A 25772-nucleotide genomic window follows, 5' to 3' on the forward strand; every position below is an offset into this window, starting at 1 on the left:
AATCTCTTCCTCATTCAGCGCAGCCGTGGCTGCGCCGCAAAAAATTAACCGTGTTTCTTCTTGGCGAAGATAACGCGCGCCAGGATGTTCAGCAGCAAGACGCACAGGGTGATAATCAATACCCCGGCCCATGCCAGTTGCTGCCACTCCGCAAACGGACTCATGGCAAATTTGAAAATGGTCACCGGCAGGTTGGCAATCGGCTGCATCATGTCGGTGCTCCAGAACTGGTTAGACAACGCGGTGAACAGCAAGGGCGCCGTTTCCCCAGCGATACGGGCGATAGCCAGCAGGATCCCGGTCATAATCCCTGAGACGGAGGCTTTCAGGGTGATCGCCGAGATCATCTTCCACTTCGGCGTCCCCAGCGCATAGGCCGCTTCACGCAGGCTATCCGGCACCAGTTTCAGCATGTTTTCGGTGGTACGAATAACGATAGGCACCTGCAGCAGCGCCAGGGCGATAACGCCCGCCCAGCCCGAGAAGTGCTGCATCTGCGCCACCACGATGGTGTAGACGAACAGGCCGACCACGATAGACGGTGCGGAAAGCAGAATATCGTTGATAAAGCGGATAATTTCAGCCAGCACCGACTTGCGGCCATACTCCGCCAAATAAATTCCGGCGAGGATACCCAGCGGCGTACCAAAGACGGTTGCCCACAGGATCAGCAGGCCGCTGCCGGCGAGGGCGTTGGCCAGACCACCGCCCGCGGTATTCGGCGGCGGCGTCATTTCGGTAAACAGCGCCAGACTCATGCCGTCGAAGCCGCGGGTTATGGTCGCCATCAGGATCCAGATAAGCCAGAACAAACCAAACGCCATGGTGGCCATCGACAGCGCCAGAGCGATACGGTTCTTCATGCGGCGTTTGGCCTGCATCTTGCGGCGGGACTCCGCCAGCTCGGCGGTGCTTTGCATTTCAATGGTCGCCATTAGCGTGCCCCCTCATTCTTCGCGAGGCGCATAATCATAAACTTCGACGCCGCCAGAACGATAAAGGTGATAACGAACAGGATCAGGCCCAGCTCCATTAGCGCCGCCACGTGCAGGCCGGTTTCCGCTTCGGCAAATTCGTTGGCCAGCGCGGAGGTAATGCTGTTCCCCGGCATATACAGCGATATGCTGTCGAGCTGGTAGGTGTTGCCGATGATAAAGGTGACCGCCATGGTTTCACCCAGCGCGCGGCCCAGACCGAGCATCACGCCGCCGATCACCCCGTTTTTGGTGAACGGTAAAACGATGCGCCAGATCACTTCCCAGGTGGTGCAGCCGATGCCATAGGCCGACTCTTTCATCATCACCGGCGTCTGTTCGAAAACATCGCGCATGACCGCGGCGATATAAGGGATGATCATGATGGCCAGAATGACGCCAGCGGCGAGAATGCCAATCCCAAACGCCGGACCGGCAAACAGCGCGCCGACGAACGGGATGGTCGACAGGACGTTCCCCACCGGCTCCTGAAAGTAAGTCGCAAACAGCGGGGCGAAAATAAACAGGCCCCACATGCCGTACACGATACTCGGGATTGCCGCCAGCAGCTCAATCGCAATGCCCAGCGGGCGCTTGAGCCAGGCGGGGGACAGTTCAGTCAGAAACAGCGCGATGCCGAAGCTCACCGGGACGGCGATCAGCAGCGCGATAAAGGAGGTCACCAGAGTTCCGTAGATCGGCACCAGCGCGCCGAAGATTTCGTTGGGCGCATCCCACTCTTTGGTCCACAAAAAGGCAAAGCCAAACTTTTGAATGCTCGGCCAGGAAGAGATGATCAGGGAAACGATGATGCCGCCCAGCATCAATAGCACAATCAGCGCAGCCAGTTTTACCAGCGCACTGAAAATTATGTCACCCTTTTTCCCCGGAGGGGTAAATGCAGGCTTGGTTGCAGCCATAGATTACTCTTTACGTATTAAAACTTGTTCGAATAAATGCCCGGTGGCGTTGGCTCCCGGGCCTACAGTCTGAACCGTAGGGCGGGCAGCGCCTGAACGCCCCCGCCATCTTCGTCAAAAATCTACTGTTAGTACAGCGCTTTACCGCTGCTGTCTTTGACGTTGGTTTTCCATGCCGCACGAACCTGCTCTACCACGCTTTCCGGCAGCGTCGCGTAATCCAGCGCATTGGCTTCTTTCCCGCCGTTTTTATACGCCCAGTCAAAGAACTTCAGCACTTCGGCGGTCTGCTCAGGCTTGTTCGTCGCCTTATGCACCAGGATGAAGGTGGTTGAGGTGATCGGCCATGCGTTTTCACCTTTCTGGTTAGTCAGGTCCTGAGCGAAAGACTTGCTCCAGTCAACGCCTTTTGCGGCGTTAGCGAAGTTGTCTTCAGTCGGGCTAACCGGCTTGCCGTCGGCAGAGACCAGTTTGGTGTACGCCAGGTTGTTTTGCTTGGCGTAAGCGTATTCGACGTAACCAATCGAGCCCGGCAGACGCTGAACAAAAGCGGCGATACCGTCGTTGCCATTACCGCCCAGACCGGTTGGCCAGTTAACGGTAGAGCCTGCGCCGATTTTCGATTTCCACTCTTCATTCACTTTGGACAGGTAGCTGGTGAAGACGAAGGAGGTACCGGAACCATCGGCGCGGCGAACCACGGCGATATTCTGCGACGGCAGCTTCAGACCCGGGTTGAGCTTAGCGATCGCTTCGTCATCCCATTTTTTAATTTTACCCAGGTAGATATCGCCGAGGGTTTTGCCATCCAGCACCAGCTCGCCGGATTTCACGCCAGGCAGGTTAACCGCCAGCACCACGCCGCCAATCACGGTCGGGAACTGGAACAGGCCTTCCTGGGTCAGTTTGTCATCAGCCAGCGGAGCATCAGAAGCACCGAAATCCACGGTGTTGGCAATAATCTGTTTAACGCCACCAGAGGAACCAATACCCTGGTAGTTCACTTTATTGCCAGTTTCTTTCTGATAGGTGTCAGCCCATTTGGCATACACCGGCGCAGGAAAAGTTGCACCTGCGCCAGTCAGGCTTGCTGCTGCGAAAGCAGAGAAAGCGCTCATCGATAAGGTCGCGGCGACAACTGTTGCGACGGTGGTACGCATAACGTTCATAATGTCTCCTGCTGGGATTCGTAAATCATTGTTTCGAGGCTATGGTGAGCAAAATAGGTCAAAGAGGTGACAGTAAAATGTACGAATTATGACAGTTTTATGACACGCCGGGAGGGGGGATTTTACGTCAAATAATACGCTTATAACTCAAATGGTTATCTACTAGCATGACCACACAATGACAGAGTAATTTTCTTTTTATGACAGCGAAATCGCAGAGCAAAACGATCGTTTGTCATCTATCGCCTCCCCAGATATTGCGCACAAGATCGGCGAAAAACAGCAGGTAAAAATAAAAAAGGGCCGCCGCCGGCAGCCCTTTGCAAAAGAGATAATACGTTACTCAACCGTGACCGATTTCGCCAGGTTACGCGGCTGATCAACGTCAGTGCCTTTGATCAGCGCAACGTGATAAGCCAGCAGCTGCAGCGGTACGGTGTAGAAGATAGGCGCGATGCTCTCTTCGACATGCGGCATCTCAATGATGTGCATGTTGTCGCTGCCGTTGAAGCCGGCGTCACCGTCGGCGAAAACGTACAGCTCACCGCCGCGGGCGCGAACCTCTTCGATGTTGGATTTCAGTTTTTCCAGCAGCTCATTGTTCGGCGCCACTACGATCACCGGCATTTCCGCATCAATCAGCGCCAGCGGGCCGTGCTTAAGCTCGCCTGCCGCGTAGGCTTCCGCATGAATATAGGAGATCTCTTTCAGCTTCAGCGCCCCTTCCATAGCGATCGGGTACTGATCGCCGCGGCCAAGGAACAACGCATGATGCTTATCAGAGAAACGCTCTGCCAGCTGCTCAATACGCTTGTCCTGGGAGAGCATCTGCTCGATACGGTTCGGCAGCGCCTGCAGGCCGTGGACGATATCATGCTCAATGGACGCATCCTGGCCTTTCAATCGCGCCAGTTTCGCCACCAGCATCAGCAGCACCGTCAGCTGAGTGGTAAAGGCCTTGGTCGAGGCCACGCCAATTTCCGTTCCGGCTTTGGTCATCAGCGCCAGATCGGATTCACGCACCAGCGACGAGCCCGGCACGTTGCAGATGGCCAGCGAGCCGAGATAGCCCAGCTCTTTCGACAAACGCAGCGCCGCCAGGGTATCGGCGGTTTCACCAGACTGGGAAAGGGTGATCATCAGGCTGTTACGACGCACCGCAGACTTCCGATAGCGGAATTCGGAGGCGATTTCCACATCGCACGGCACGCCGGCTAACGCCTCGAACCAATAGCGGGAGACCATCCCGGAGTTATAGGAGGTCCCGCAGGCAACAATCTGAATATGTTCAACCTGAGCCAGCATTTCATTGGCGTTCGGTCCCAGCTCGCTGAGATCGACTTCGCCGTGGCTGATTCGCCCGGTCAGGGTGTTCTTAATCGCATTCGGCTGTTCGAAAATCTCTTTCTGCATATAGTGGCGATAGATACCTTTATCGCCGGCATCATATTGCAGATTGGATTCGATCTCCTGGCGCTTCACTTGCGCAGCGGATTTATCGAAAATCACCACCGAGCGACGAGTCACTTCCGCAATGTCGCCTTCTTCAAGGAAGATGAAGCGGCGGGTAACCGGCAGCAGCGCCAGCTGGTCGGAGGCGATAAAGTTTTCCCCCATGCCCAGACCGATAACCAGCGGGCTACCGGAGCGGGCCGCCAGCAGGGTACCCGGGTCGCGGGTATCCATGATCACGGTGCCGTAAGCGCCGCGCAGCTGCGGGATGGCGCGCAGCACGGCTTCACGCAAGGTTCCACCTTGTTCCAGCTCCCAGTGCACCAGATGGGCGATAACTTCGGTATCGGTCTCAGTGACGAAGACATAGCCGCGAGACTGCAGCAATGCGCGCAGCGGCTCGTGGTTTTCGATGATCCCGTTATGGACCACCACAATGTGTTCAGAAACATGCGGATGCGCATTGCTCTCAGACGGTTCGCCGTGCGTCGCCCAGCGAGTATGGGCGATCCCGGTACCACCGTGTAACGGTTGCTCTTCGACCGCCTGAGCCAGCATCTGTACCTTACCCAGGCGACGCACGCGGGTCATATGACCTTCGCTGTCGACTACCGCCAGACCGGCAGAGTCATAGCCACGGTATTCCAGACGACGTAAACCTTCGAGAAGGATTTCAGCAATATCACGCTGCGCGACTGCGCCAACAATTCCACACATAGTTAAATTTCCTGATAATGGCGATATGCCATGCGTTGTCGCTGACCTGTATTTGCCCGTTTTCCGGGCGCCCCGAGCCTTGTAGAGAGTGGGGTTATTGTTATGGTACTGCCTGCGGACGGGGATCTATGTTGACCCTCTCATCCTGGTTCGCCGGGCGTTGTACACCCCCGGCGACAATTCTGTTCATTTTTTCTTCACCGGACGCTGCCAGCCCTGCTTATGGACCTGCGGCACGCGGCTCAACACCAGTTCGTTATCGGCGATATTGCGTGTGACGGTGGTGCCGGCGGCGATAGTGACGCCGTTGCCTACCGTAACCGGGGCCACCAGCTGGGTATCCGAGCCGACAAAGACATCGTCGCCAATAATCGTTTTGTGTTTGTTCGCGCCATCGTAGTTGCAGGTGATGGTGCCCGCGCCGATATTGACGTTATCACCGATCTCCGCATCGCCCAGATAGGTCAGATGACCCGCCTTGGAGCCTTTGCCGAGACGCGCCTTTTTCATTTCCACGAAGTTGCCAACGTGGGCGCCTTCCAGCAATTCGGCGCCCGGGCGCAGACGGGCAAATGGACCGATGGTGCAGGCCGCCTGCAGCTGGGCATCTTCCACCACGCTGTAGGGGCTGATTTCACAATCATCGCCGATAATGCTGTTTTTAATCACGCAGCCGGCGCCGATTTTCACACGATCGCCCAACACCACGTTGCCTTCCAGAATAACGTTAGTATCGATCTCTACATCGCGCCCGTGCTGCAGCGTACCGCGCAGATCGAAACGCGCCGGATCGCGCAGCATCACTCCCGCCAGCAGCAGCTTTTCCGCTTTCTCAGCCTGGTAGACGCGCTCCAGGCGCGCAAGCTGCAGGCGGTTGTTGACGCCTTCGACCTCGCTCAGGCGCTGGGGATGCACGGCAACGATCTCGCGACCTTCCTGATGCGCCATGGCGATGATATCGGTGATGTAGTATTCGCCCTGGGCGTTGTTATTGGTGAGATTCGCCAGCCAGCGCTTGAGGTCCGCTCCGCCGGCGATCAGGATCCCAGTGTTAATTTCCTGAATCTGGCGCTGCGCCTCGCTGGCATCTTTGTGCTCAACGATGCCCGTCACCTGGCCATTTTCACGGGTAATGCGGCCGTAGCCGGTTGGATCATCCAGCTTCACGGTCAGCAGACCAATCCCGCCCTGCGGCTTCGCGGCGCGCAGGCGCTGTAGCGTCTCGACGGAGATCAGCGGCACATCGCCGTAGAGCATCAGGATGTCTTCATCATCATTGAAGAACGGCGCCGCCTGCTGCATGGCGTGCCCGGTTCCGAGCTGCTCGGCCTGCAGCACCCAGTTCAGGTTGTCTTCATGCAGCGTCTGACGCAGCAGATCGCCACCGTGGCCATACACCAGGTGTACCGCACATGCGCCTAAATCGTTAGCGGCATCAATGACATGCTGCACCATTGGCTTCCCAGCCAGGGTATGCAGCACCTTAGGAAGATCGGAATACATGCGGGTCCCTTTGCCTGCGGCAAGGATAACCACGCTCATCGCACTATTTGACATACTCATCCTGACGGTAGTTAGAACGAAAAGTAAAAGCCTTTCACGTTGAAATTTCTACATATTTTTCATCATAAAACGAGACGTGGAGAAAACGTCCAGGCTCACTGCTATACACCATTTTATGACGCTATTTTTAACCACTGCAAATCAGTTTAACGCTGAAAAAGGAGGGCGGGGAGGATAATCATTGACTATCTCACTGCTTTTGCTGTTTTTTCGCCACCTGAATAAAGCCGCTGCGGAAAGCGATTTTCAGTACCCACAGCGGGAAGAACCAGGATAATCGTCGCCAGTCGCTGGCGGGGGAGGGCGGCAAAGTGATTGATGTAGCGATAAAAAACGAAAGGCCACCGTCAGGTGACCTTCTTTGCCCGGTTTCACATCGCCAGTGTTGTCGTTTTGATGGGCGATACGTCGTGTCAGCGGGGGGGATAGCGCGGAGCTTAGAAGCTCAGGACGCTAAATTTAGCGATGATTTTATGGAACAGTTTCATGATGATTTCCTGACACAGGTGCAGTTTGATAACGCTATTTTATGTGATATACATCACATAAAATAGAGTCTACGCTTCATCATTTAACTAATCAATAACAATTAAGGGGGAATTCTGTTTTCACTTCATCCGCTCGTCAGCTGCTGGGCATAAAAAAAGCCAGCCTGGAAACCAGACTGGCTTTTTACGTTCAAGCCGGTGTTACATCGCTTTTTTGGTCAACTCGATAACGCGCAGTTTAGCGATCGCTTTGGCCAGTTCCGCAGACGCCTGAGCGTAATCCACATCGCCGTGAGAGCTCTTAATGTGCTCTTCCGCTTTGCGTTTCGCTTCCAGCGCTCGCGCTTCGTCGAGGTCCTGACCACGAATTGCGGTATCCGCCAGGACGGTCACGCTGCCAGGCTGCACTTCAAGAATGCCGCCGGACAGATAGATAAACTCTTCATGACCGTGCTGTTTAACGATGCGAATCATACCAGGCTTAATGGCGGTGAGCAGCGGTGCGTGTCCCGGGTAAATACCCAGTTCACCTTCGCTACCCGTTACCTGGATTTTTTCGACCAGACCAGAGAACATTTGTTGCTCTGCGCTGACGACGTCCAGGTGGTAAGTCATTGCCATATCACCCTCCGATTAAGGCGTTAAAGTTTTTTGGCTTTTTCCACGGCTTCGTCGATGGAACCGACCATGTAGAACGCCTGCTCTGGCAGGTGATCGTATTCGCCTTCCATGATGCCTTTAAAGCCACGGATGGTGTCTTTCAGCGCCACGTATTTGCCCGGAGAACCGGTAAAGACTTCAGCCACGAAGAACGGCTGGGACAGGAAGCGCTGGATCTTACGTGCGCGAGCTACCACCAGTTTGTCTTCTTCAGACAGTTCGTCCATACCGAGGATGGCGATGATGTCTTTCAGTTCCTGATAACGCTGCAGGATGGACTGCACGCCACGCGCGGTGTCGTAGTGTTCCTGACCAACAACCAGCGGATCCAGCTGACGGCTGGTGGAGTCCAGCGGGTCAACGGCCGGGTAGATACCCAGGGAAGCGATCTGACGGCTCAGTACTACGGTTGCATCTAAGTGAGCAAAGGTAGTGGCTGGGGATGGGTCAGTTAAGTCATCCGCCGGTACGTATACCGCCTGTACGGAGGTGATAGAACCGGTTTTGGTGGAGGTGATACGTTCCTGCAGAACGCCCATCTCTTCCGCCAGGGTCGGCTGATAACCTACCGCTGAAGGCATACGACCCAGCAGTGCGGATACTTCCGTACCGGCCAGGGTGTAACGATAGATGTTATCGACGAACAGCAGTACGTCACGACCTTCGTCACGGAATTTCTCAGCCATGGTCAGGCCGGTCAGCGCAACGCGCAGACGGTTTCCCGGCGGCTCGTTCATCTGGCCGTACACCAGGGATACTTTATCGATAACGTTGGAGTCGGTCATTTCGTGGTAGAAGTCGTTACCCTCACGAGTACGCTCACCTACGCCCGCAAACACGGAGTAACCGGAGTGCTCGATCGCGATGTTACGGATCAGCTCCATCATGTTTACGGTTTTACCTACACCCGCACCACCGAACAGACCGACTTTACCGCCCTTCGCGAACGGACACATCAGGTCGATAACTTTGATGCCGGTTTCCAGCAGTTCCTGAGAGCTGGACAGCTCTTCATAGGACGGCGCTGCGCGGTGGATAGCCCAACGCTCTTCTTCGCCGATGTCGCCTTTCATGTCGACCGGTTGACCCAGTACGTTCATGATACGACCCAGCGTAGCTTTACCAACCGGGACTTCGATCGGGTGCTCGAGGTCTTTTACATCCAGACCGCGGCGCAGACCATCGGAAGAACCCATGGCGATGGTACGCACGATACCGCCGCCCAGCTGCTGCTGAACTTCCAGCACCAGAACTTCATTACCATTCTGTACCTCAAGGGCTTCGTACACGCGTGGTACGGCATCCTGAGGGAACTCGACGTCGACCACGGCGCCGATTACCTGGACAATCTTTCCAGTAGCCATCTTAAATCCTCTACGAAATAACCTGGTTAAACCGCGGCGGCCCCCGAGACGATCTCGGTGAGTTCCTGAGTAATGCTGGCCTGACGAGCTTTGTTGTATACCAACTGCAGCTCTTTAATCAGGCTGCCGCCATTATCGGTCGCGGCTTTCATCGCCACCATACGGGCGGCCTGCTCGCTGGCCAGGTTTTCAACCACGCCCTGATAAACCTGAGACTCGACGTAGCGGCGCAGGAGGGTATCCAGCAGCGCTTTCGGATCGGGCTCATACAGGTAATCCCAGGATTTACGTTTCAGATCAGCGTCTTCTGATGCCGGTAACGGCAGCAGCTGAGTGATCGTCGGAACCTGAGACATGGTGTTAATAAATTTGTTGCTGACAACGTACAGCTTGTCCAGACGGCCTTCATCATAGGCCTGCAACATCACTTTTACCGGGCCGATCAGTTCGGACAGGGATGGGTTATCCCCCATACCGGTCACCTGTGCAACAACGTTGCCGCCAACGGAGTTAAAGAAAGAGACGCCCTTAGAGCCGATCATTGCGAGGTCGCACTGAACGCCTTTATCGGACCATGCTTTCATTTCCGCCAGCAGTTTCTTGAACAGGTTAATGTTCAAGCCGCCGCACAAACCACGGTCGGTCGACACCACCAGGTAGCCCACGCGCTTAACGTCGCGTTCTTCCAGGTAAGGGTGCTTATATTCCAGATTACCGTTCGCAAGGTGACCAATCACTTTGCGCATAGTATCTGCGTAAGGACGGCTGGCCGCCATGCGCTCCTGCGATTTACGCATTTTGGAAGCGGCGACCATCTCCATCGCTTTAGTGATCTTTTGCGTGTTCTGGACGCTTGCGATCTTACTACGTATCTCTTTTGCGCCGGCCATGAGCTTCTCCTCAATGCCTTGCGGCCTGCCCTAAGACAGACCGCCAGACGTTACCAGGACTGGGTTGCTTTGAAGGAATCGAGGATGCCTTTCAGCTTGCCTTCGATTTCGTCGTTATAGCCACCGGACTGGTTAATCTCTTGCATCAGCGGAGCGTGATCACGGTCGACGTAAGCCAGCAGTGCGGCTTCGAAGCTACCGATTTTCGCCAGTTCTACATCAGCCAGATAACCACGTTCTGCTGCGAACAGAACCAGAGACTGCTGCGCGACGGACATCGGCGCATACTGTTTCTGTTTCAGCAGTTCGGTCACTTTCTGACCGTGGTCCAGCTGTTTGCGGGTTGCATCGTCGAGGTCGGATGCAAACTGGGAGAACGCCGCCAGTTCACGATACTGCGCCAGCGCGGTACGGATACCACCGGACAGTTTCTTCATGATCTTGGTCTGCGCTGCACCACCCACACGGGATACCGAGATACCCGGGTTAACCGCAGGACGAATACCGGCGTTGAACAGGTTGGTTTCCAGGAAGATCTGACCATCGGTAATGGAGATTACGTTGGTCGGAACGAACGCGGAAACGTCACCCGCCTGGGTTTCGATAATCGGCAGCGCGGTCAGGGAGCCGGTTTTCCCTTTCACTTCACCTTTGGTGAAGGCTTCAACGTATTCGGCGTTAACACGCGCAGCACGCTCCAGCAGACGAGAGTGGAGGTAGAATACGTCGCCCGGGAACGCTTCACGTCCTGGCGGACGACGGAGCAGCAGGGAGATCTGACGATAAGCAACAGCCTGTTTAGACAGGTCATCGTATACGATCAGCGCATCTTCACCGCGGTCGCGGAAGTATTCGCCCATTGCGCAACCGGCGTATGGCGCCAGGTATTGCAGTGCAGCAGATTCGGATGCAGTCGCTACCACCACGATGGTGTTAGCCAGCGCGCCGTGCTCTTCCAGTTTACGCACCACGTTAGAGATGGTGGACGCTTTCTGGCCGATAGCAACATAGACGCACTTGATGCCGGAATCACGCTGGTTGATGATGGCATCGATAGCCAGCGCAGTTTTACCGGTCTGACGGTCGCCGATGATCAGTTCACGCTGACCACGACCGATTGGGATCATGGCGTCAACGGATTTATAACCGGTCTGTACCGGCTGATCAACGGACTGACGTTCGATTACGCCCGGCGCGATCGCTTCAACGGCGGAGAAACCGTCGTTTTCCAGCGGACCTTTACCATCAATTGGCGCGCCCAGGGTGTTAACCACGCGGCCCAGCAGGCCACGACCAACCGGAACTTCCAGGATACGGCCAGTACATTTCACCTTCATGCCTTCGGCGAGGTCAGCGTACGGACCCATCACCACCGCACCGACGGAGTCGCGCTCCAGGTTCAGTGCGATAGCGTAACGGTTACCCGGCAGGGAGATCATCTCACCCTGCATACATTCGGCAAGGCCGTGGATGCGGATAACACCGTCACTTACAGAAACAATAGTACCTTCGTTATGAGCTTCGCTCACAACATTGAACTGAGCAATGCGCTGCTTGATCAGTTCGCTGATTTCGGTGGAATTCAGTTGCATGCTCCAGTCCCCTTAAGACTGCAAGACGTCTGCAAGGCGATCAAGACGGCCGCGTACGCTGCCATCAATGACCATATCACCCGCACGGATGATAATACCTGCCATAACAGACTTATCGATTTTGCAATTCAGCTTAACTTTGCGTGACAGACGTTTTTCCATCGCGCTGACGATCCTGGCAAGCTGTTCATCACTCAGTTGGTTGGCAGATATGACTTCTACCTCTGCGATGGCCTCACTGGCCGCGCGCAGGTGAATGAATTGCTCAAGAACGTCCGGGAGCACCTTCAGACGATTATTTTCCGCCATCACCTTAATCAGGTTCTGGCCGTTTTCGTCAAGTTGCTCGCCGCAGATAGCGATAAACGCTTCTGAGAGCGTTTCCGGCGCCAAAGCACCGGAGAGAAGCTCTGCCATTTGATCGTTTTTGGTCACTTCGGCGGCAAACGCCAGCATATCCTGCCAGCGTTCAACACTGTTGTGTTCGACGGCAAAGTCAAAAGCTGCTTTGGCGTAGGGGCGAGCTACCGTTACAAATTCAGACATCAGCCCCTCCCTCCTTACAGTTCAGCGACAAGTTTATCCACGATGTCGCTGTTAGCAGCTTCATCCACGGAACGTTCGATGATCTTCTCGGCGCCAGCAACAGCCAGGATAGCGACCTGCTTACGCAGCTCCTCGCGTGCACGTTTACGCTCAGCATCAATTTCAGCCTGCGCTTGTGCAACGATTTTGGTGCGTTCCTGTTCTGCTTCAGCTTTAGCTTCGTCCAGAATCTGAGAGCGGCGCTTGTTCGCCTGCTCAATGATTACCTGGGCTTCCGCTTTCGCTTTTTTCAGCTGGTCGGTCGCGTTGGCCTGTGCAAGGTCCAAATCTTTCTTAGCGCGTTCTGCAGAAGCTAAACCGTCAGAAATCTCTTTCTGGCGTTTTTCGATGGCAGCCATTAAAGGCGGCCATACGTACTTCATGCAGAACCATACGAAGATAACAAACGCGATGGCCTGGCCGAGGATTGTTGCGTTCATGTTCACAGCACAATACCTCTTTAATTAACTCTGTGGCTTAGGTTTCTAACAACTTACTACGCGACGGCGAACATCACGTACAGACCCAGACCTACAGCGATCATCGGGATAGCATCCACCAGACCCATAACGATAAAGAACTGAGTACGCAGCAGAGGGATCAGATCCGGCTGACGCGCTGCGCCTTCCAGGAATTTACCTCCGAGGATGCCGATACCGATCGCAGCACCGATTGCCGCCAGACCCATCATCACAGCGGCAGCCATGTACAGCAGATCCATATTCAGGTTTTCCATGACAGTCTCCAGTTTGTTTCAGTTAAAACGTAGTAGTGTTGGTAAAAATCAATGCTCTTCAGACGCCATCGACAGATAGACAATCGTCAGAACCATGAAGATGAAGGCTTGCAGCGTAATAATCAGGATGTGGAAAATGGCCCAAGGCACATTCAGAACCCACTGTGACCACCACGGCAACAGACCAGCAATCAGAATGAAAATCAGCTCACCGGCATACATGTTGCCGAACAGTCGCAGACCGAGAGAGACCGGTTTGGACAGCAGGCTTACCCCTTCAAGGATTAAGTTGACAGGAATGAACGCCCAGTGATTGAACGGCTGCATGGTCAGTTCTTTAACGAACCCACCCACGCCTTTCATTTTGATGCTGTAGAAAAGAATCAGGATGAACACGCCAAGCGCCATCGACAGGGTGATGTTCACGTCAGCAGACGGAACCACGCGCAGTGCAGGCAGGCCGAAAATGTGTTCGCCGATATAAGGAAGCAGGTCGATTGGCAGCAGGTCCATCAGGTTCATCAGGAAGACCCAGACGAACACGGTCAGCGCCAGCGGCGCGATAACCTTGCTCTTGCCATGGTACATGTCTTTGACGCTACCATGGACGAAGCCGATGATCATTTCGATGAAGGTCTGGAATTTCCCTGGTACGCCGCTGGTCGCTTTCTTAGCAACGCTACGGAACATGGCCAGGAACAGCAGACCGAGAACCACCGAGAAGAACATGGAGTCAATGTTGAGCGTCCAGAAGGTGGCCGGGGGGTTGTGCGGATCCACCAGCGAGAAAGTACGCAGGTCAATCTGAAGGTTGTTCAGATGGTGACCTATGTATTCCTGCGGCGTCATATTTTCTGAAGCCATGATGCCTTTTACCCTTTGTTGTTGATTACAGCTGGCGCCAGAACTTGTACCACCAGCACCAAAACCCACGTCACGATCAGTGGCAAAAATACCACTTTTAAAACGGCCAGCGCCACCGCCAGGAGGGCGAAGGTCAGCAACACCTTGAAGGCTTCACCGAAGGCGAAGGTCCAGGCCACACGGCCTTTTGCTGGTGTATGCGCCTGATGACGCCAGGCAAAAATCATAAACATCAGATTTGGCAAAACCACTGCCAAACCGCCGCATACCGCGGAAATGCCCCAGAAGGGGTCTTTGAGGCTGAACAGCAGTCCACTTGCCATTACTGCCAGTAACTGAATAAACAGAAGCTTGCGAGCAACGTTTCGACTCAAGAGCGACACTGACATCACGTTTTTACTCCTGCTCCCTTTGAGGTATGTCGCGTGTCGTATAAAACGTCCTTTAAGACGAAGAGTCAAGCATCAAAAAGCGGACAAATTATACGGTGACGCCCCGTGATTTCAAACAATAAGTAGCAAAATAGTGAATAAATGTTTAATTATTTTCCAACGGACAACTTTCCGCGCATTTCAGCGTTCTGTGAGCGGTCATACAAAACTGCAAATAACGTGGAAACACGGCAATTAAAGCGTGCATTAGATCACATAATAAACATTTCAAGCGCCCTTTAATGAATCAAGGACATAAAACACTATTTTTCATGCTTTTGATATTCAAGATAAAAAGTGAGGACATTATCTAAAACAACCCCACATACAATAAAAACCTTTTATTGACATTTATAATAAAAATTTAACATCGCTATGCTGTTTATCGTTGTCGATTTTTAGCACCCTGATATTTTCAAAGTTGACTATTTTGTCAGTGAATCAGTTACGCTAAGTTAACCGCAAGAAAAACCATAGTAAAAACATGGTTAAATGCAGCCCGATAAGAACGGGAGGTGTCCTTTATTTTTGTAACATTCACGGGCCACATTTTTTCCACATTTTTTGATAAAAATTAACTCGATTTTGGCGTAATCACCACCAGGTGCCGCTCCCCTTCCAGCTGAGGAACATGTAGCTCAATGACCTCGGCTATGGCATACCCTTCCGGCAGGTTTTCCATTTCGTCTTTTTGCGCTAACCCTTTGAGCGCATAGAAGTGACCGTTCGCGGCCGGCAAATGATGGCACCAGCTCACCATATCATTAAGCGATGCGAAGGCGCGGCTTATCACGCCATCAAACGGCGGCTCAGCCGGGAAAGCTTCCACGCGGCTCTGCACCGGGGTAACGTTATCCAGCTTCAGCTCATGCTGCACCTGACGCAGGAAGCGCACGCGTTTGCCAAGGCTGTCCAGCAGGGTGAAATGCGACTCCGGGCGCACGATAGCCAACGGGATCCCAGGCAGCCCCGGTCCCGTACCGACATCGATAAAGCGCGAGCCCTGCAGATAAGGCGCGACGACGATGCTGTCCAGGATATGACGCACCAGCATCTCATTTGGATCGCGAACGGAGGTCAGGTTATAGGCTTTGTTCCACTTATCGAGCAGCCCGACGTAAGCCACCAGCTGATTTTTCTGGTGATCGGTGAGCAAAATACCCGCTTCATCCAGCAGACGAGAAAGTTTGTTGAGCACGGTAAGTACCTTCAAAAAATAATGAGCCCGGAGGCGCTAACGCTTACCGGGCCAGGAATGATAAAGGCGAACGCTGATTATGCAACTGGGAAATCAGCGCGGCAGGCTGCCGCAATCAGGCGCTGCGACGCAGCATCCCCTGCTTTTTCAACCAAACCAGCAAAATAGAGATCGCCGCCGGGGTGATCCCGGAAATACGTGACGCCTGCCCTATCGACGACGGTTTATGGTCGTTTAGTTTAGCGATCACTTCATTAGACAGTCCGGTGACCTGACGGTAGTCGAGTGTCGCCGGTAACAAGGTATTCTCGTTGCGCTGCTGTTTCTCGATCTCATCCTGCTGGCGCGCGATATAGCCTTCATACTTCACCTGGATCTCAACCTGCTCAGCCGCCTGCCGATCTTCCAGCCCCGGCGCGAACGGCGAGAGCTGAACCAGCTGCTCGTAGGTCATTTCCGGACGACGCAGCAGATCTTCACCGCTGGCTTCGCGCGACAGCGGCGCGGTCAGGTGAGCGTTCACTTCGTTAGCGCTCTCAGCCTGAGGGTTCACCCAGGTCGATTTCAGGCGCTGGCGTTCACGCTCAATGCTTTCCAGCTTCTCGTTGTAACGCGCCCAGCGTTCATCATCCACCAGACCCAGTTCACGCCCCTGCTCAGTCAGACGCAGGTCGGCGTTGTCTTCGCGCAGCATCAGACGATATTCAGCACGAGAGGTAAACATGCGGTACGGTTCTTTGGTACCCAGAGTACACAGGTCATCCACCAGCACGCCGAGGTAGGCCTGATCGCGACGCGGTGCCCAGCCCTCTTTTTCCGCCGAGAAACGAGCTGCGTTAAGACCGGCCAGCAGACCCTGAGCCGCAGCTTCTTCATAACCGGTGGTGCCGTTGATCTGACCGGCGAAGAACAGACCCTGAATGAATTTGCTCTCGAGCGTCGGCTTCAGATCGCGCGGGTCGAAGAAATCGTACTCAATAGCGTAGCCAGGACGGACGATCCGCGCATTCTCCATCCCCTGCATCGAGCGGACGATTTGCATTTGCACATCGAACGGCAGGCTGGTGGAGATGCCGTTCGGATAAATTTCGTTTGAGGTCAGGCCTTCCGGTTCGAGGAAGATCTGATGTTGGTTGCGATCGGCAAAGCGCATGACTTTGTCTTCGATCGACGGGCAGTAGCGTGGACCGATCCCTTCGATCACCCCGGCGTACATGGGGCTGCGATCGAGGTTATTGCGGATCACGTCATGGGTTTTCTCGTTAGTGTGGGTGATATAGCACGGCACCTGGCGCGGATGCTGATCGGCAGATCCCATAAACGAGAAGACCGGCATTGGGTTATCGCCATGCTGTTGCGCCAGCACGCTGAAATCGATGGTGCGCGCGTCAATGCGCGGCGGGGTTCCGGTTTTCAGCCGGCTCACGCGCAGCGGCAGTTCACGCAGGCGACGAGACAGCGGGATCGACGGCGGGTCGCCGGCGCGTCCGCCGCTGTAGTTATCCAGACCAATATGGATTTTGCCGTCAAGGAAGGTCCCGACGGTCAGTACCACCGCTTTGGCTCGGAATTTGAGGCCCATCTGGGTGACCGCACCTACGACACGATCGTTTTCGACAATCAGATCTTCCACTGCCTGCTGGAAGATCATCAGGTTCGGCTGGTTCTCCAGCGCAGTGCGTACCGCCTGACGGTACAGCACGCGGTCAGCCTGGGCGCGAGTGGCGCGCACCGCGGGGCCTTTGCTGGCGTTTAGTATCCTAAACTGAATGCCTGCCTGATCGATCGCTTTGGCCATCAGACCGCCGAGCGCGTCCACTTCTTTTACCAGGTGTCCTTTCCCAATGCCGCCAATCGCCGGGTTGCAGCTCATCTGCCCCAGCGTGTCGATATTGTGTGTCAAAAGCAGGGTCTGTTGACCCATACGCGCTGCGGCCATTGCGGCCTCAGTGCCTGCGTGACCCCCGCCAATGATAATGACGTCAAAAGGATCCTGATAAAACATGGTGGTCTGCCTCGCATAACGCGGTTTGAAAATGGATTGAAGCCCGGGCCGTGGATTCTACTCGGCTTTGGTCTTTTGAGAAAGACTCCGGGATCCTGAGTATTAAAAAGAAGATCTTTATATAGAGATCTGTTCTATTGTGATCTCTTATTAGGATCAACTCTCTTTGTGGATAAGTCGGATCCACGAAGTAAGATCAAAAGCTTAAGAAGGATCACTATCTGTGAATGATCGGTGATCCTGGTCCGTATAAGCTGGGATCAGAATGAAGGGTTATGCACAGCTCAAAAACCATACTCCGGTTATTCTTTGGATAACTACCGGTTGATCCAAGCTTTTAAGCATGGTTATCCACAGAAGAACGGACGATCTTTACAATTCTCAGAGCAAATTTTTCCAGGATCCCAGCCAGATTTCCGCCGGATCCTCCGGAATTTCATGTTCCAGCACGTTGATCTTCAGAGTCTCGCCGATCTGTTTTGCCCCGCAGGCCTTCAGCGCCGCTTCTAATTTATCGATCGCGCCGCAAAAAGTGTCGTATTCACGGCTGCCGATCCCGATGGCGCCAAAGCGCACGGCGGAAAGATCGGCCTGCTGCGCCAGCAGTGCGTCATAGAAGGGAACCAGGTTGTCGGGAATGTCGCCGGCGCCATGGGTGGAAGAGATAACTAACCAGATCCCTTGCGCCTGCAGATCGTCCACCAGCGGGCCGTGCTGGATTTCAGTGCTGTAACCTGCTTCTTCCAGCTTTTCTGCCAGATGCTCCGCTACGTATTCCGCACTGCCCAGGGTGCTGCCGCTGATAAGTGTAATGTCTGCCATAGATCGCCGATCGCCCGCTCAACTGTTCAGAGTGGCGTATTGTACGCTGTGAGCGAGCTGGGATCTACCTGTGGAAAAATGTGGGATTAAAAAAACGATCAGGGCTTAATGGTGCGCATGATCGGGTTCTGCAGCACGATCAGGGTTTCAGTGGACTGAATTTCATCAATTGTTTGGATCTTGTTGATAAGTACCTGCTGCAGGGCATCGATGGATTTACACATCACCTTAATAAAGATGCTGTAGTGGCCGGTGGTGTAGTAAGCCTCGGTCACCTCCTCCAGGCTTTCCAGGCGGGCGAGGGCGGAGGGATAGTCTTTGGCGCTCTTGAGAATAATGCCGATGAAGCAGCCGACGTCATAGCCCAGCTGTTTGGGGCTGACGTCAATGCGCGCGCCAGTAATGATGCCCGCCTGTTTCATCTTTTCGACGCGCACATGAATAGTGCCCGGGCTGACGCTGAATTGTTTGGCCAGTTCGGCATAGGCGGTACGGGCGTTGGCCATGAGCGCATCGAGAATGCCGCGGTCCAGATTGTCGATCTGATAATTTTCCATATCTTTTTCTTATGAAGTTTGACGGTTCTTACTATTTTAGCTCTATATTTTGTTGAATTAAAATTTGTCGAGCCTTTTTATTGATTGATTATTGTATTGACGGCCTGTTTTGTTGCTTAATCAATGGCAACAGGACGCAGGAGTCATAAAAATGAAAACCGCTTATATCGCAAAACAACGCCAGATCAGTTTCGTTAAATCCCATTTTTCCCGTCAGCTGGAAGAGAAGCTTGGCCTGATTGAAGTCCAGGCGCCAATCTTAAGCCGCGTGGGCGATGGGACGCAGGATAACTTGTCCGGCTGCGAGAAAGCGGTTCAGGTGAAAGTGAAAACACTGCCCGACGCCCAGTTCGAAGTGGTTCATTCGCTGGCGAAATGGAAGCGTCAAACCCTGGGACAACACGACTTCAGCGCGGGCGAAGGGCTGTACACGCACATGAAGGCCCTTCGCCCCGATGAAGACCGTCTTACGCCGATCCACTCCGTCTATGTCGACCAGTGGGACTGGGAGCGGGTGATGGGGGATGAAGAGCGCCACGTCGGCACGCTGAAGGCGACCGTCGAAGCGATCTACGCCGGGATCAAAGCCACCGAGCTGGCGGTCAGCCAGGAATTTGGCCTGACACCGTTCCTGCCGGAACAGATCCACTTTGTTCACAGCCAGGCGCTGCTGAGTCGCTATCCGGATCTTGATGCCAAAGGCCGCGAGCGAGCGATTGCCAAAGAGCTGGGCGCCGTCTTCTTAATCGGCATCGGCGGCAAACTCTCTGATGGCAAGCGCCATGATGTACGTGCCCCGGATTATGATGACTGGAGCACTGAGGTTTCTGAAGGCTTTGCCGGACTGAACGGCGATATCCTGGTATGGAACCCGGTGCTGGAAGATGCGTTCGAGATCTCATCAATGGGGATCCGCGTTGACGCCGCGGCGCTAAAACGCCAGCTGGCGCTGACTGGCGACGAAGATCGCCTGCAACTGGAGTGGCACCAGGCGCTGCTGCGCGGCGAGATGCCGCAGACTATCGGCGGCGGCATTGGCCAGTCTCGCCTGACGATGCTGCTGCTGCAGCTCGACCATATCGGCCAGGTGCAGTGCGGCGTATGGCCGGCACAGGTTCGCGAAAGCGTTCCCGCGCTGCTGTAACGATTAGCGCCGCCAGCGTCGCAGCAGGCGGCTACGCAACCCGGTATCAAAGCGCCAGATATGATCGAAGATGCGCATGATGCCGGGTTTGCCGTGTACCGACATCGCCACCGCGTGAAAACGGTGCTGATGCTTTCGCTGTAGCTCCCCCACCTGCGCAATCACCTCATCCGGCAACCGCTGGGCAATAAAGTCGGAGATCACCACGGCATCCGCATCCACCCACTGCGGGTTTTGCAGACGTTCAATAATGGCGCGAAAACAGCTGGCCAGATCGGTGCCGCCGTGAAAGCGCTGGCTCAGAAAGCGGATCGCCTGCTCCAGGCCGCCCTCGCAGGTCAGTTCGTAGTGCACCACTTCGCTGGAGAACAGCATAATAAAGCAGCGGCGGTTATCCGCCAGCGCGACGCGCATCAGGGCCAGACAAAAGGCTTTGGCGCACTGCTCGTTAAAACCGCCCATCGATCCCGACGTATCGACGCAGACAATAAAGGGCCCGCGAGGCTGTTCATCAAAATCCTGCCGCGTCACCGGGCGTTCGGTGATTTTTTCGCGCCAGGCGTCACCGTGCAGCCGGTAAGTCAGGAGCTGTTTCTCCACCAGCTTGCGATAAAATTCGAACTCCAGCTCCGTGATGCCGAGCGTCGCCAGCTCCGGCGGCAGCAGGCGCAGAATGTCATCGCTCTGCTGGAGGCCGTCGACCTGTTCCGGCACCGTCGCTGGCTCGCGCACCAGGCTACGGAAGGTCTCCATCGGCGCGTCTTTCTTCGGCACGGATTTCGCTTCCCGTGAACGCCCTAGCTGTTCCGCCAGCTGCAGCAGCTCCGGCTGCTGGTTAAGAAAATCGCCATAGCGCACGATCAGCTGATAGTCGCCACGTTTCAGTTCGCCGGCACTCATATCCCACAGGCGTCCGGCGGCGGTGTCATTCTCCGCCAGCACCGGATCGAGCTGACCGCTGAGTGTCATTCGTTCCTGGACCTCACTGAGCAACTGATCGCGCTCCTCATCCAGCAACTGCTGATTAAGGCTGGTGGCTTGCACCACCAGGCTTAGGCGCCAGCGCTGTAAAAACAGCGTATGCAGCGCCGGGGTAAAGGTAGCATTGTCGTCCACCAGCTTCTGCGCCTGGGCGGCAAAAGGGGACTGGAGCTGGTGCAGCTTGCCGAGGATCTGCGGTAGCTGGACGATAAACTGTGAGGTAGAGAGCAGTTGAGCCTGCTGATAGGTTTGTACTTCGGCGTCCAGATCCGGCGGGATGTTAACCTCTTTTAAGCGGGCGCGAACGGCTTCCCGCCAGCGCGGAATATCCGCCGCGATGATGTTTTTCAGGCGGGGAAATTTCTCAAAGAAAACCGCCAGCTGCGGAGAGGCCAGCAGCGCCAGCAGCATCTCCTCGATCATTCCCTCTTCGCTGACTGCCAGCATGACATTCAGCATATCCAGCGTCATGGCTGCTTCGCCTGTTTAATCTGCGCGCCGACGTCCTGCAGGCTGGCTTCGATTCTTCCCAGCCACTCGACCGGGATAAACAGGCACTTCTGCTGCTCGCTGAAGCGGTTATGTTGCTGGTGCCACTCATCGTCCAGCGCCTCCAGCTGCTGGCGAATTTCCGCCGGCATGTTCTCCTGCGACGCGCTGCCGGGCAGCGCGAGGCGTGAGCCCTGCAGGCTGACGTCGCGAACGACCAGATGCTGGCTGGTGTCGACATCCATATTGAGCAGTTGGGCAAAGCCGATCCCGTTGAGCTTGCCGCGGATCTCGCCGCCTTTTTCCAGCCAGCTGGCTAACGCCTCGCGCTCAAAAGTAATGTGGATCACTTCCATATCGTGAAGTTTGAGCGGCTGCTGCAGCAGCAGGGTCAGGGTGGATCCCTGGATCTCCGCCGGCAGCTCATAGTGCGGCTTGCGGCTAAACATGCCGCCAAGGCGGGTGACCTTTAGCGCCGTTTTGTCACTTTGCTGCTGTTGGATCTGAATGCGTCGCTGCACAATCGCCCCGAGCCGCGTCAGCATTGCCTGCTGCTGCCAGGCGTGGCAGGTCATCAGCGTTTCCAGCTGCTGCGACATCAGGTGCATGCTCTCGACGTTGTGCCACAGACAATCTTTCAGCAGGATAAGATCTATCGGCGCGATGCTGTCGCGGCCGCTGAAGAAGGCGCTGGCCTGCAGCAGGCGAATGGCCTTTTTCCAGCGGCGATCTGAAACGTACGGCGCGTTTGGCAGGGCATCCAGCTGCTGGCGCAGCTGGAATATCAGCTCAAACACCGCGTCCGGTAGTTTGATATTGCCGATCTGCTGCTGCCATTGCGTAAACTCCTCGTCGCTTACCTGCAGCGCGCTGGGCACCGGATTGCTGTTTTCATCCTGTTGGCTGACCAGCATCGAACGGAAATTTCCTTTATCCTGCACTTTATCAAGCCACAGACGGATCAGCATTCGGTCATACAGCGCTTCCAGGCTGCTGTCGGCTTCGGGGAGTTCGTTCGAGGCGGCCACCAGCAGGCGCATCGGGATTTTCTCTTCGTGAGCGCCATTGCGGAAGTGACGTTCGTTAATCGCCGTCAGCAGGGTGTTGAGGATAGCCGGACCCGCTTTCCATATTTCATCGAGGAACACGATTTCTGCTTCCGGCAGGTAGCCGGCGGTTAAACGCTCGTAGCGCCCTTCATCTTTCAGCGCCTGAATGGACAGTGGGCCAAAAACCTCTTCCGGGGTGGAAAAGCGGGTCATCAGGTATTCAAAAGCGCGCGCCTGCTGGAAGGCGAACTTGAGGCGGCGGGCAATCAGGCTTTTGGCGATCCCCGGCGGACCGAGCAAAAATACGCTCTCGCCGCTGAGCGCCGCCAGCAGGCACAGGCGTATCGCGTGGCTGCGTTCAAAGAGTCCTTTTCGAGTGCCGCGCTGAGTCGGGAAATTCTTTCAGCCAGTAAATGTGTTTGAGCCATAATTGAGTTGCGTGCTTTGTCATGTATCGTTATTGGGACGAGTATAGATGTTAGAGCAGGGGCGGTAATAGCCTGAAGAATCGATTTATTTTTTTTGAGCCAGGTTAATATGGTGTCTGTTAGGGGTACGATTTCACAAATAATCGTGCATACTGTGCGCTTTTTGTGGGCCAAGGGACTAGGCACACATTTGTTTTATAAACGAAAAGACTAGTCTATGAGCACTGATAATAAACAATCGTTGCCGGCGTTAACGCTGGCGGCCATCGGCGTGGTGTACGGTGATATCGGTACCAGTCCACTGTATACCCTGCGTGAATGCCTGTCAGGTCAGTTTGGCTTTGGCGTTGAGCGCGATGCCGTTTTTGGCTTTTTGTCGCTGATTTTCTGGCTGTTAATCTTTACCGTATCGATTAAATACATCACCTTCGTGATGCGGGCGGATAACGCCGGGGAAGGCGGGATCTTAACGCTGATGTCACTGGCCGGACGCAATACCTCGGCGCGGATGACCTCTGTGCTGGTGATCCTCGGCCTGATCGGCGGCAGTTTCTTCTATGGCGAAGTGGTGATAACCCCGGCGATTTCGGTCATGTCGGCGATAGAGGGGTTAGAAATTATCGCCCCGCAGCTCGATAGCTGGATTGTGCCGATCTCCATTATCGTGCTTACCCTGCTGTTTATGATCCAGAAGCACGGGACCGGGATGGTCGGCAAGCTGTTTGCGCCGATTATGCTGATTTGGTTCCTGTTGCTGGCGGTGCTTGGCGCGCGAAGCATTTACGCTAACCCGGAAGTTCTGCAGGCGCTGAACCCCTACTGGGCGGTGCACTTCTTCCTGCAGTACAAGACCGTTTCCTTTATTGCGCTTGGCGCGGTGGTGCTGTCGATTACCGGGGTGGAAGCGCTGTACGCCGATATGGGGCACTTCGGCAAACTGCCGATCCGCGTCGCCTGGTTCTCCGTCGTACTGCCTTCGCTGGTGCTGAACTATTTTGGCCAGGGGGCATTGCTGCTTAAGCATCCGGAAGCGATTAAAAACCCGTTCTTCCTGCTGGCGCCGGAGTGGGCGCTGATCCCGATGCTGATTATCGCCACGCTGGCGACGGTTATCGCCTCGCAGGCGGTGATCTCCGGGGTCTTCTCCTTAACCCGTCAGGCGGTGCGTCTGGGCTATCTGTCGCCGATGCGCATCATCCACACCTCGGAAATGGAGTCCGGGCAGATCTATATCCCGTTTATTAACTGGCTGCTGTATGTCTCGGTAGTGATCGTCATCGTCAGCTTCGAGCACTCCTCTAACCTGGCGGCGGCGTACGGTATCGCGGTAACGGGCACCATGGTGCTGACCTCCATCCTTTCGGCAACGGTGGCGCGCAAAAACTGGCACTGGAATAAGCTGTTCGTTGGGCTGATGCTGGTGGCCTTCCTGTGCATTGATGTTCCGCTGTTCTCGGCGAACCTCGATAAGATTGTCTCCGGCGGCTGGCTGCCGTTATCCCTGGGTCTGGTGATGTTTACGGTGATGACCACCTGGAAGAGCGAGCGCTTCCGCCTGCTGCGTCGGATGCACGAGCACGGCAACTCGCTGGAAGCGATGATCTCTTCACTGGAGAAATCGCCGCCGGTACGCGTCCCGGGTACCGCGGTGTATATGTCCCGCGCCCTGAACGTGATCCCGTTTGCCCTGCTGCATAACCTGAAGCACAACAAGGTGCTGCATGAGCGAGTGATCCTCCTGACCCTGCGCACCGAGGACGCGCCTTACGTGCATAACGTTCGCCGGGTGCAGATTGAGCAGCTGTCGCCCTCGTTCTGGCGGGTGGTGGCCAGCTACGGCTGGCGGGAAACGCCAAATGTCGAAGAGGTGTTCCATCGCTGTGGCCTGGAAGGACTCAGCTGCCGGATGATGGAGACCTCGTTCTTTATGTCCCATGAGTCGTTGATTATCGGCAAACGGCCGTGGTATCTGCGTCTGCGCGGCAAGCTTTATCTGCTGTTGCAGCGTAACGCCCTGCGCGCGCCGGATCAGTTTGAAATCCCGCCAAACCGGGTTATCGAGCTCGGTACTCAGGTCGAAATCTGATGTCAAAAAAGCCCTTCCGTTGCGAAGGGCTTTTTGTTTCTCACTCCGTTTGTCATGTCCTGTCGCTGTCTCGCGAAACGTTTCGATGGCGATCACATTTCTCTCTTCTGGTGATGGTTTTCTGCTCACACATTGATAATAATTATTGTAGCGAAACGTTTCGCTAGTGGAGCAAAAGAGAAAAAATGAAAAAAGGCACCGTACTTAACGCTGATATTTCCGCGGTCATCTCCCGCCTGGGTCACACCGATACGCTGGTGGTCTGCGATGCCGGATTGCCGGTTCCCCGCAGCAGCGCGCGCATCGATATGGCGTTAACCCAGGGCGTACCTTCATTTATGCAGGTTCTGGAAGTGGTGACGACGGAAATGCAGGTTGAAGCGGCTGTCATCGCGGAGGAAATTAAGACGCATAATCCACAGCTCCACGCGACGTTGCTCAACCATCTTGAGCAGCTGCAGCAGCACCAGGGAAATACCATTGAAATTCGTTACACCAGTCATGAGCAGTTCAAAAAACAAACCGCAGACAGTCAGGCGGTAATTCGCAGCGGGGAGTGTTCCCCGTTCGCGAATATCATTCTCTGTGCCGGCGTGACGTTCTGAGGT

General features: G+C 55.0%; 22 protein-coding genes and 1 pseudogene. 3 read left to right on the top strand and 20 right to left on the bottom strand.

From position 1 onward, the window contains the following. Nucleotides 1-44: 44 nt before the first annotated feature. From pstA to asnC, 18 genes are all read right to left on the bottom strand, one after another. Nucleotides 45-935: a phosphate ABC transporter permease PstA gene (pstA, locus tag MKS11_RS22700; protein WP_004202301.1), complete on the bottom strand. Its 891-nt coding sequence runs from the start codon at nt 933-935 to the stop codon at nt 45-47. Next, entirely contained in the window at nt 935-1894 is a 960-nt protein-coding gene (pstC, locus tag MKS11_RS22705) for a phosphate ABC transporter permease PstC (protein ID WP_004202302.1), read from the bottom strand. The genes pstA and pstC overlap by 1 nt, the downstream gene beginning before the upstream one ends. Nucleotides 1895-2022: 128 nt before the next feature. After that, entirely contained in the window at nt 2023-3063 is a 1041-nt protein-coding gene (gene pstS, locus MKS11_RS22710; protein ID WP_284109706.1) for a phosphate ABC transporter substrate-binding protein PstS, read from the bottom strand. A gap of 339 nt (nt 3064-3402) precedes the next feature. Then, nucleotides 3403-5232, bottom strand: coding sequence for a glutamine--fructose-6-phosphate transaminase (isomerizing) (gene glmS, locus MKS11_RS22715; protein WP_032456774.1), 1830 nt, complete (start codon nt 5230-5232; stop codon nt 3403-3405). Between the two features lie 186 nt (nt 5233-5418). Beyond that, nucleotides 5419-6789 (bottom strand): bifunctional UDP-N-acetylglucosamine diphosphorylase/glucosamine-1-phosphate N-acetyltransferase GlmU, encoded by a 1371-nt coding sequence (glmU, locus tag MKS11_RS22720; protein WP_259596598.1) that lies wholly within the window; start codon nt 6787-6789, stop codon nt 5419-5421. 695 nt (nt 6790-7484) lie between these two features. After that, nucleotides 7485-7904, bottom strand: coding sequence for a F0F1 ATP synthase subunit epsilon (locus MKS11_RS22725; protein ID WP_001251971.1), 420 nt, complete (start codon nt 7902-7904; stop codon nt 7485-7487). 20 nt (nt 7905-7924) lie between these two features. Then, on the bottom strand, nt 7925-9307 hold the full coding sequence (gene atpD / locus MKS11_RS22730; RefSeq protein ID WP_004144997.1) for a F0F1 ATP synthase subunit beta: 1383 nt from the start codon (nt 9305-9307) through the stop codon (nt 7925-7927). Nucleotides 9308-9333: 26 nt separating this feature from the next. Beyond that, a complete protein-coding gene (atpG, locus tag MKS11_RS22735) occupies nt 9334-10197 on the bottom strand; it encodes a F0F1 ATP synthase subunit gamma (protein WP_004144996.1) in 864 nt (287 codons plus the stop codon). 50 nt (nt 10198-10247) lie between these two features. Then, the gene (gene atpA / locus MKS11_RS22740) at nt 10248-11789 is read right to left on the bottom strand and encodes a F0F1 ATP synthase subunit alpha (RefSeq protein ID WP_004144995.1); all 1542 of its coding nucleotides are present in this window, start codon (nt 11787-11789) and stop codon (nt 10248-10250) included. A gap of 12 nt (nt 11790-11801) precedes the next feature. Beyond that, nucleotides 11802-12335 (bottom strand): F0F1 ATP synthase subunit delta, encoded by a 534-nt coding sequence (gene atpH / locus MKS11_RS22745; protein ID WP_004202307.1) that lies wholly within the window; start codon nt 12333-12335, stop codon nt 11802-11804. A gap of 14 nt (nt 12336-12349) precedes the next feature. Next, on the bottom strand, nt 12350-12820 hold the full coding sequence (gene atpF / locus MKS11_RS22750; protein ID WP_004107293.1) for a F0F1 ATP synthase subunit B: 471 nt from the start codon (nt 12818-12820) through the stop codon (nt 12350-12352). A gap of 50 nt (nt 12821-12870) precedes the next feature. After that, nucleotides 12871-13110 (bottom strand): F0F1 ATP synthase subunit C, encoded by a 240-nt coding sequence (gene atpE, locus MKS11_RS22755; RefSeq protein ID WP_000429386.1) that lies wholly within the window; start codon nt 13108-13110, stop codon nt 12871-12873. A gap of 48 nt (nt 13111-13158) precedes the next feature. Further along, nucleotides 13159-13974: a F0F1 ATP synthase subunit A gene (gene atpB / locus MKS11_RS22760; RefSeq protein ID WP_004202309.1), complete on the bottom strand. Its 816-nt coding sequence runs from the start codon at nt 13972-13974 to the stop codon at nt 13159-13161. Between the two features lie 8 nt (nt 13975-13982). Further along, a complete protein-coding gene (gene atpI / locus MKS11_RS22765; RefSeq protein ID WP_004202310.1) occupies nt 13983-14363 on the bottom strand; it encodes a F0F1 ATP synthase subunit I in 381 nt (126 codons plus the stop codon). A gap of 616 nt (nt 14364-14979) precedes the next feature. Then, on the bottom strand, nt 14980-15603 hold the full coding sequence (gene rsmG / locus MKS11_RS22770; protein WP_004202311.1) for a 16S rRNA (guanine(527)-N(7))-methyltransferase RsmG: 624 nt from the start codon (nt 15601-15603) through the stop codon (nt 14980-14982). A 115-nt stretch (nt 15604-15718) separates the two neighbouring features. Then, nucleotides 15719-17608, bottom strand: a complete 1890-nt coding sequence (gene mnmG / locus MKS11_RS22775) for a tRNA uridine-5-carboxymethylaminomethyl(34) synthesis enzyme MnmG (protein ID WP_004202313.1) — start codon at nt 17606-17608, stop codon at nt 15719-15721. Nucleotides 17609-17989: 381 nt separating this feature from the next. Next, nucleotides 17990-18430 carry an FMN-binding protein MioC gene (mioC, locus tag MKS11_RS22780; protein ID WP_017899651.1) on the bottom strand — a complete coding sequence of 147 codons (441 nt, stop codon included), beginning with the start codon at nt 18428-18430 and terminating at the stop codon, nt 17990-17992. A 98-nt stretch (nt 18431-18528) separates the two neighbouring features. Further along, entirely contained in the window at nt 18529-18987 is a 459-nt protein-coding gene (gene asnC / locus MKS11_RS22785; RefSeq protein WP_002882510.1) for a transcriptional regulator AsnC, read from the bottom strand. Between the two features lie 151 nt (nt 18988-19138). On the opposite strand from asnC, the gene asnA reads away from it, so the two are divergent. Next, entirely contained in the window at nt 19139-20131 is a 993-nt protein-coding gene (asnA, locus tag MKS11_RS22790) for an aspartate--ammonia ligase (protein WP_004202316.1), read from the top strand. A 3-nt stretch (nt 20132-20134) separates the two neighbouring features. Here the strand turns inward: asnA and viaA are convergent, their stop codons facing one another. Then, nucleotides 20135-21583, bottom strand: coding sequence for an ATPase RavA stimulator ViaA (gene viaA, locus MKS11_RS22795; protein WP_087771388.1), 1449 nt, complete (start codon nt 21581-21583; stop codon nt 20135-20137). After that, nucleotides 21580-23078, bottom strand: a pseudogene (gene ravA / locus MKS11_RS22800) (ATPase RavA). Before ravA ends, viaA begins: the two are co-directional and overlap by 4 nt. Nucleotides 23079-23295: 217 nt before the next feature. On the opposite strand from ravA, the gene kup reads away from it, so the two are divergent. Both kup and rbsD read left to right on the top strand, forming a co-directional pair. Continuing rightward, entirely contained in the window at nt 23296-25164 is a 1869-nt protein-coding gene (gene kup / locus MKS11_RS22805) for a low affinity potassium transporter Kup (protein ID WP_004202319.1), read from the top strand. 185 nt (nt 25165-25349) lie between these two features. Continuing rightward, nucleotides 25350-25769 (top strand): D-ribose pyranase, encoded by a 420-nt coding sequence (gene rbsD / locus MKS11_RS22810; protein WP_004202320.1) that lies wholly within the window; start codon nt 25350-25352, stop codon nt 25767-25769. Nucleotides 25770-25772 lie beyond the last annotated feature (3 nt).

The organism is Klebsiella sp. K5-45 (genome assembly GCF_030128605.1).
Taxonomy (GTDB): domain Bacteria; phylum Pseudomonadota; class Gammaproteobacteria; order Enterobacterales; family Enterobacteriaceae; genus Klebsiella; species Klebsiella quasipneumoniae.

Excerpts from the sequence above, each read along its gene's own strand:
- pstA (WP_004202301.1), bottom strand. The coding sequence starts at position 935 with ATGGCGACCATTGAAATGCAAAGCACCGCCGAGCTGGCGGAGTCCCGC.
- pstC (WP_004202302.1), bottom strand. The coding sequence starts at position 1,894 with ATGGCTGCAACCAAGCCTGCATTTACCCCTCCGGGGAAAAAGGGTGAC.
- pstS (WP_284109706.1), bottom strand. The coding sequence starts at position 3,063 with ATGAACGTTATGCGTACCACCGTCGCAACAGTTGTCGCCGCGACCTTA.
- glmS (WP_032456774.1), bottom strand. The coding sequence starts at position 5,232 with ATGTGTGGAATTGTTGGCGCAGTCGCGCAGCGTGATATTGCTGAAATC.
- glmU (WP_259596598.1), bottom strand. The coding sequence starts at position 6,789 with ATGTCAAATAGTGCGATGAGCGTGGTTATCCTTGCCGCAGGCAAAGGG.
- MKS11_RS22725 (WP_001251971.1), bottom strand. The coding sequence starts at position 7,904 with ATGGCAATGACTTACCACCTGGACGTCGTCAGCGCAGAGCAACAAATG.
- atpD (WP_004144997.1), bottom strand. The coding sequence starts at position 9,307 with ATGGCTACTGGAAAGATTGTCCAGGTAATCGGCGCCGTGGTCGACGTC.
- atpG (WP_004144996.1), bottom strand. The coding sequence starts at position 10,197 with ATGGCCGGCGCAAAAGAGATACGTAGTAAGATCGCAAGCGTCCAGAAC.
- atpA (WP_004144995.1), bottom strand. The coding sequence starts at position 11,789 with ATGCAACTGAATTCCACCGAAATCAGCGAACTGATCAAGCAGCGCATT.
- atpH (WP_004202307.1), bottom strand. The coding sequence starts at position 12,335 with ATGTCTGAATTTGTAACGGTAGCTCGCCCCTACGCCAAAGCAGCTTTT.
- atpE (WP_000429386.1), bottom strand. The coding sequence starts at position 13,110 with ATGGAAAACCTGAATATGGATCTGCTGTACATGGCTGCCGCTGTGATG.
- atpB (WP_004202309.1), bottom strand. The coding sequence starts at position 13,974 with ATGGCTTCAGAAAATATGACGCCGCAGGAATACATAGGTCACCATCTG.
- atpI (WP_004202310.1), bottom strand. The coding sequence starts at position 14,363 with ATGTCAGTGTCGCTCTTGAGTCGAAACGTTGCTCGCAAGCTTCTGTTT.
- mnmG (WP_004202313.1), bottom strand. The coding sequence starts at position 17,608 with ATGTTTTATCAGGATCCTTTTGACGTCATTATCATTGGCGGGGGTCAC.
- mioC (WP_017899651.1), bottom strand. The coding sequence starts at position 18,430 with ATGGCAGACATTACACTTATCAGCGGCAGCACCCTGGGCAGTGCGGAA.
- asnC (WP_002882510.1), bottom strand. The coding sequence starts at position 18,987 with ATGGAAAATTATCAGATCGACAATCTGGACCGCGGCATTCTCGATGCG.
- asnA (WP_004202316.1), top strand. The coding sequence starts at position 19,139 with ATGAAAACCGCTTATATCGCAAAACAACGCCAGATCAGTTTCGTTAAA.
- viaA (WP_087771388.1), bottom strand. The coding sequence starts at position 21,583 with ATGACGCTGGATATGCTGAATGTCATGCTGGCAGTCAGCGAAGAGGGA.
- kup (WP_004202319.1), top strand. The coding sequence starts at position 23,296 with ATGAGCACTGATAATAAACAATCGTTGCCGGCGTTAACGCTGGCGGCC.
- rbsD (WP_004202320.1), top strand. The coding sequence starts at position 25,350 with ATGAAAAAAGGCACCGTACTTAACGCTGATATTTCCGCGGTCATCTCC.